Consider the following 5,867-nt stretch of genomic DNA (forward strand, 5'->3'; position numbering starts at 1 on the left):
CCCGGCTGACCCAGCCACGCCAGCCCGACTCCAGCGGTGTCACACCCGGTGACACCGCCCGTCAGCATTCCCCCACGCGACTTCCGACTACTTACATCGAATCGACGGTTTCGAATAGGTCGCCACTGCCGTCGCCGCGCAGCGGCATAGGCTTTCTACGTCACCACGTAGGACGCGTGAGCCATCACGCCCGGGCACTTACCAGACGTAGTTGATCGTAACCGACAGCTACCTCCGCGCAGCCCTGCGTCCGCACCAGAGACAGCCGACGTCGACCGGGCAACGCCCCACCATCATCCCAGACACAACCCCGAACGCGACAAACAGGCCACCGCAGCCCCACAGAATTCTCATCCGATCAGGTGGCGGCCACGCCGCCAGGAATGCTCAAAAAGACGCACCCTCTACGTGCTCAAAAAGACGCACCCTCTACGTGCTGCATATCCGGCGGAGTCTCCGGCTGCCGTCGGTCCAGGATTCTCGCGAGGTTCTCGTCACCCGGAACCATGCATACCAGATCGTGGCGGACGGATACGACTTCGACCGGTGCCGATTCGATGATCTATATCGGGCCGGGCGGACTGCCGCGGCTCGGCGCGATGCCGAGGCGGCGAGCCGGCTGTTGGGCCAGGCGCTGCGCGAGTGGCGCGGCCCTGCCCTCGCGGATGTCAAACGTGGCAGCCTCAGCGCACCGCACGTCATGGCGCTGGAGGAGGCCAGGCTGCACGCGACCGAGCTCAGGATCGAGGCCGACCTGGCGCTCGGGCGGCACCACGAGCTCGTGCCCGAACTGGAAGACCTGATCAGCCTGCATCTGATGCACGACCTGCACGCCCAGCTCATGGTGGCCCACTCCCGGTCCGGCCATCCGAAGCGAGCCGCCTCGGTCTTCCGTCGCCTCCGCTCCACGCTCATCGACACGATGGGCATCGAGCCGACGTTCCGGACGTCCAACCTCATGCGTGCCATCCTCGCCGGCAGCGACCTGCTGCTGGGCGACCGGTGGGAGTCGTCGCCGCAGGCGTTTCGGCAGGGAACGGGCCGCCAGCTGACCCGCGCCCGCTGATCCTGGGCGCTCCGTCGCGGCCTGCGGCCTGGGCCGTCGAGTGCCAGGCCTGTCCTCCACGGGCAGGCCGGCACCCGGCGGCCGCAGCGACTCCCGCCGGACCGAACCCCGTCACGCCTGGTGGGTCATGCCGGTCGGGTGCGGCGCGCTGCTACCCGGGCGCGGTGTTTGCTACCAGGCTACGATGCCGTTCTGGTCGAAGAACGTGCCCGAGGGGGCGTCGTCGGGCAGGGTCGCGGCCCGGACGACGACCTGCGCGGCTTGGTCGGCGGTGAGTTGAGCCTGCTCTCTGTTGATCGGGGTCAGGTCGGTCTGCACGAAGCCCGGGCAGACTGAGCTGATCTTGATGGGGGTGTCGGCGAGCTTCTTGGCGAGCGAGATCGTGATGCTGTTCAGCGCCGCCTTCGAGCTCTGGTACGCCGGCACGATCAGGCCGTAGTAGGGCGATGCGGGGTTCGCCTGGTCGCTGAGCGAGCCCATCGTGGTGGAGACGTTGACGATGCGGCCGGCCGGGCTCCTGCGCAGCAGCGGAAGGAGCGCCTCGGTGACGGCAACCGGGCCGAAGACGTTGGTCGCGTACGTCTTCCCGAACAGATCGAGGGAGGCGAACTCGTGCTGCTCGCCGTCCGTGGCCTCGGGCAGGATCCCCGCGTTGTTGACCAGAATGTCCAGGCCGGCCGGCAGCTCCGCGACCCGCCTGGTGGCTGCCGCGATGCTGTCGGGGGAGGTGACGTCGAGCGCGATGGCGTCGGCGTCGAATCCCTGCGCCGTCAGATCGGCCGCGGCCTTGTCCGCCGCGGCCTGCTCCCGCGCGGTCACGAGGATCCGGTGCCCGAGCCGCGCCAACGCCTGCGCGGTTGCGAAGCCCAATCCACGGTTGCTCCCGGTGACAAGTGCTGCAGACATGCGTTGTCCCGTCCAGGGGTTCGGCCCGCCGCCGGGGCGGCGGCGAGAGCGTTGACGAGGCTCTCGGCAAGGAGACGCCCGGACAGGCCGGAACGTGAGGTGTCGATTGCGATCCGATGCCCTGTGACCTCTCCGCGCCGCGTCAGAGTGCCCCCTCGAGCCGCAGCAGGGATTGCTTGGCCTGCTCGCCGCCCAGGTAGCGGCCGATCCGGCCGTCGCTGTATATGACGCGATGACATGGAAGGATCACGGGCAGTGGATTCGTCGCGCAGGCCGTCCCCACTGCCCGGACCGCGCGAGGGCTGCCCGCCAGCGCGGCGACCGCCGCGTAGCTGGCCGTGCTGCCATAGGGGATGTCGCGCAGGTGCTCCAGCACCGAGAGCCGGAATCCCGTCGCGAGCCGCAGATCGAGGCTCAGTGTGAAGCGTGACCGGGCCCCGGCGAAGTACGCGTCGAGCTGAACGGCGACGGGATCGAGCCGCCCGTTCGCCCGCAGAACGCGGGGGCTGATCCGCTCGGACAGCGACGCGAGCACGGCGTCGTGGTCCTCCACCTCATAGGCGACCCGGACCAGCCCCTGCGGGGTCGCTGCGAGCAGGAGCCGCCCGACGGGCGAGTCCACGCTGCGGTAGGCCACGTCCAGCAGACCCTCCCGCTCGGCCTCGGCCGCGAGCCGTTGGCGCAGGCGACTGAGCCGGGCATCGAGGTCCGGCATGGCGGCGAACGGATCGGGCGCCCGAAGATCGTCGCTGGTCATCGCGACTCGTCCTCCTTCGCCAGTGCAAGCATGCTCCGCAGCGATGCGATGGCGTCAGCGCCCGCGCGCCGCGCGGCGGCGGGATTGCCACCGACGAGCCGGGCGACCTCGGCGTACGGGAGTCCGGCGAGATAGTGGAGCGCGACGGCCTCCCGTTGCCTGGGCGTGAGCCGTTTCAGCGCGTCCCACAGATCCAGCTGCGTGTCACGCTCCTCCCACCGGGCCGGCTCCGGGAGGCGCTCCGTCGGCGCGGGCCGCCGTGACTGGGCCCGCAGCTGGTCGATCGCCTTGTTGCGCGCGATCGTCACCAACCACGCCTCGACGTTGCTGCCCGCAGGCAGCTCCGGATACGCCCGCAGCGCCGCGAGAAACGTCTCCGACCAGGCATCCTCGGCCAGATCCGGCCCGGCGACCGCCCAGCAGACCCGCAGCACCATCGGCCCGCACCGCTGGACCACGGCGTCGAACGGTTCGCGCTCCATGCCAGAAGAACGATCCACACGGCCCAAGTGTGAGCCCGGGCTCGGGCCTGGTCGGATCCGGTCGGCGCAGCGGCCGGGGCCCGTCCCGGGCGGACGAGGACGCGAGGACCTGCCCGGGGCTCACAAACAGCCCGGCCCGGACGTCGTAGGGGTGAACGCACGAACCGTCGCATTCCGGAGGCCGGCGATCAGCGAGATGCCTGTGCACTGAGCCCCGCTTCACGCCGCCGTGACCTACCGCCACGTGGACACGGCTGTCGGCCGGCTCTTCCTCGTGCGGACCCAGCGGGGTGTGGTGCGCGTGGCCTTCCGCGACCAGGACGCCGACTTCGTGCTGGACAGCGTGACCAGGCAGGTCGGGCCGGCCGCCGAGGCCAGGTGCGGCCAGCTCGACGACGTGTACCGCCAGATCGTGGAGTACCTGGACGGCGACCGCCGGGAGTTCGCGGTGCCGCTGGACACGTCGCTGGTTGGCCCGGCCCAGCGGGAGGTCCTGCGTGCCCTGTGCGCCGTGCCCTTCGGCGCCGCGGTGACGGTCGGTGAGCTGGCTGTCGCGGCGGGTCGACCGGCGGAGGCGGCGGCGGTGGGGCTGGAGGTAGCGGCCAATCCACTGCCGATCCTCATCCCCTGCCACCGGGTGCTGCGCGTGGGGCCGGATGCCGCCGTCTATCCGGGTGGCTGCCATGTGCGCCATCAGCTGCGGGCCCTGGAGGCCCGAGGGTGAGCGCGGCCCGGGCCGGCTCTCGAGCGTCGCTGTAGCCGAGCCGCACAGTCTGGTCTGGCGCTACCGCTACCGCTACCGCTACCGCTACCGCTACCGCTACCGCTACCGCTACCGCTGCCACGGCAGGCGCCCGACCGGGCGGCGGAGGCGGCGAGTGCACATCGCCCGGACCGGTCCGCCCCGCACTCGGCCGTGACCGCGACCGGACCTCCGTCTGCGAGAGGAAGCGGCACGATGGACGACCTACGACACGGTGACGGGCGGGCGGCGTCCTGGGCCGGAACTCTCATCGATACGGCGACGAGCGGTGCGGCGTGGCTGCGGGCGATGCTGGACGTGGAGGCGGCCGTCGTGCGTGCGGAGGGCCGGCTGGGTCTGGTGCCTGCCGCCTGCGTCGCCGCGATCGACAAGGCCGTCGCGGAATGCTCCGCGGACGTCGAGCGGCTCGCCACCGGCGGGCAGTGGTCCGCGAGTCCGGTGGGTGGGCTGGTGGCGACCCTGACCGAGACCACGCGGCGCATCCACCCCGCCGCCGCCGAGCATGTGCACCGCCATCTCACCGATGCGGATGTCGTTGCAGCCGCGTCGCTGGTCGTAGCGACCCATGTCCTCGCCCTCGCCGACGCCGATCTGCAGCGGGTGGCCGCGGGACTCGCCGAACTGGTCGACCGACGGCGGCCGGGCGGGTCGGCCGTGGACGGGGCCGGTGCACCGGGCCGGGCGGCGCGCAGTCTTCCGACGGTCGCCGCCGGTTGGCTCAACGACGTCCTCGACGCCCGTGACCGCCTGGCCCGCCTCGTCGCCGACGGCCTGCCCGCCCCGTTCGAGGGGATCCTGACCCTCCAGGTACCGGCGCCGCTCGCGGCGGCGCGGGAAGAGGTACCGGGCCCGATCGACGGGGCCCTGGCCGCGGTGTTCGCTGCCGAAGCGGGCCTGTCCGAGCCGTCACTGCCATGGCGTGGGCCTCGTACCATTCTGCTCGATCTGATGGCTTTCGCCGTCTTCGTCACGTCCACGGCGGCCACGGTGTCCGCCGGGATGCGGCGCTGGGCTCCCGCACGCCCCGAACCGGCTGGCGTGAGGGACGCAGCCGCGGCACGCCACTCGGCTGCGGCGGTCGACGTCATGGTGATCTCCTCGGCCATCCGGACGCCCGTGCTGGTCGTCTCCCTCGTCCACGACCTGGCAGCCGAGCTGTGGAACGACAACGACCGGCACGTCGAGTGGGAGACGCTGCGCGGGGCACTGCGTGCCCTCGGCGGTTCCGCGCACGCTGTCGCGGAGCTGGTCGAGCATGAGGTGACGGACGGCCTGTTCGCCGACCCGGACCGGTACCGACGCGCGGCCGACGCCGAGACCGAGGTCGACGCCGACGCCGACCCCCAGGCAGAGGCCGGCGGCCCTGGTGTCGGCCGGATATTCGTCGATCGGGTACTCGAGCGCTATCTCTTCAGCGCGCGGTGAGCGCGATGCCCAGTCGTCCGAAACTTCAGCGCTGTCGCGGAGAATTGCAGGGTGACGAGCCACTCACGCCGAAGACCACGGGAGAGGTGGATGTATGTCCGTTGCGCTGTCGACCGGCAAGGCTCCAAGAGCCTGTTTTGGATCTTTTTGCATATGCGGAGCGTGACGGAAAGTTGGTGTGGATGTTGGTGGTGGGGTTTGGACGGGGGTGATGGCGGCAGGGGCTGGTCATGGTACGTACACACCGGTATCCATCGGATCTGACCGACGCCGAGTGGGCGCTTGTCGAAGCTGTGTTGCCGCCGGTATCGAAGGACGGCCGGCCCGAGGCGCACTCTCGCCGGGACATCGTGGACGCCATCCTGTACGTGACACACAACGGGATCGTGTGGCGCGCGCTGCCGGCGGGCTTCCCGCCGTGGCAGACGGTCTACGGCTTCTTTGACCGGTGGAAGAAAAAAGGCGTGA

At 70.7% G+C, this 5,867-nt stretch carries 6 protein-coding genes and 1 pseudogene; 4 read left to right on the forward strand and 3 right to left on the reverse strand.

Annotation, left to right across the window (positions count from 1 at the left end):
• Positions 1 to 520: 520 nt before the first annotated feature.
• A complete protein-coding gene (locus BMG523DRAFT_RS21500; protein WP_166793681.1) occupies positions 521 to 1,066 on the forward strand; it encodes an AfsR/SARP family transcriptional regulator in 546 nt (181 codons plus the stop codon).
• Between the two features lie 171 nt (positions 1,067 to 1,237).
• Here the strand turns inward: BMG523DRAFT_RS21500 and BMG523DRAFT_RS21505 are convergent, their stop codons facing one another.
• The 3 genes from BMG523DRAFT_RS21505 to BMG523DRAFT_RS21515 all read right to left on the reverse strand — a co-directional run bounded on the left by BMG523DRAFT_RS21505 (position 1,238) and on the right by BMG523DRAFT_RS21515 (position 3,211).
• Positions 1,238 to 1,972: an SDR family oxidoreductase gene (locus BMG523DRAFT_RS21505; RefSeq protein ID WP_035909062.1), complete on the reverse strand. Its 735-nt coding sequence runs from the start codon at positions 1,970 to 1,972 to the stop codon at positions 1,238 to 1,240.
• 142 nt (positions 1,973 to 2,114) lie between these two features.
• On the reverse strand, positions 2,115 to 2,687 hold the full coding sequence (locus BMG523DRAFT_RS21510) for a methylated-DNA--[protein]-cysteine S-methyltransferase (RefSeq protein ID WP_347272520.1): 573 nt from the start codon (positions 2,685 to 2,687) through the stop codon (positions 2,115 to 2,117).
• A 38-nt stretch (positions 2,688 to 2,725) separates the two neighbouring features.
• Positions 2,726 to 3,211, reverse strand: coding sequence for an RNA polymerase sigma factor (locus BMG523DRAFT_RS21515; RefSeq protein WP_023840196.1), 486 nt, complete (start codon positions 3,209 to 3,211; stop codon positions 2,726 to 2,728).
• Positions 3,212 to 3,440: 229 nt separating this feature from the next.
• On the opposite strand from BMG523DRAFT_RS21515, the gene BMG523DRAFT_RS21520 reads away from it, so the two are divergent.
• From BMG523DRAFT_RS21520 to BMG523DRAFT_RS21530, 3 genes and pseudogenes are all read left to right on the forward strand, one after another.
• Positions 3,441 to 3,935 (forward strand): methylated-DNA--[protein]-cysteine S-methyltransferase, encoded by a 495-nt coding sequence (locus BMG523DRAFT_RS21520; protein ID WP_023840195.1) that lies wholly within the window; start codon positions 3,441 to 3,443, stop codon positions 3,933 to 3,935.
• 234 nt (positions 3,936 to 4,169) lie between these two features.
• Entirely contained in the window at positions 4,170 to 5,399 is a 1,230-nt protein-coding gene (locus BMG523DRAFT_RS21525) for a 3-carboxy-cis,cis-muconate cycloisomerase (protein WP_011434625.1), read from the forward strand.
• A 182-nt stretch (positions 5,400 to 5,581) separates the two neighbouring features.
• Positions 5,582 to 5,867: pseudogene (locus BMG523DRAFT_RS21530) on the forward strand (transposase); the annotation flags it as partial.

Source organism: Frankia sp. BMG5.23, from assembly GCF_000685765.2.
Lineage (GTDB): Bacteria > Actinomycetota > Actinomycetes > Frankiales > Frankiaceae > Frankia > Frankia casuarinae.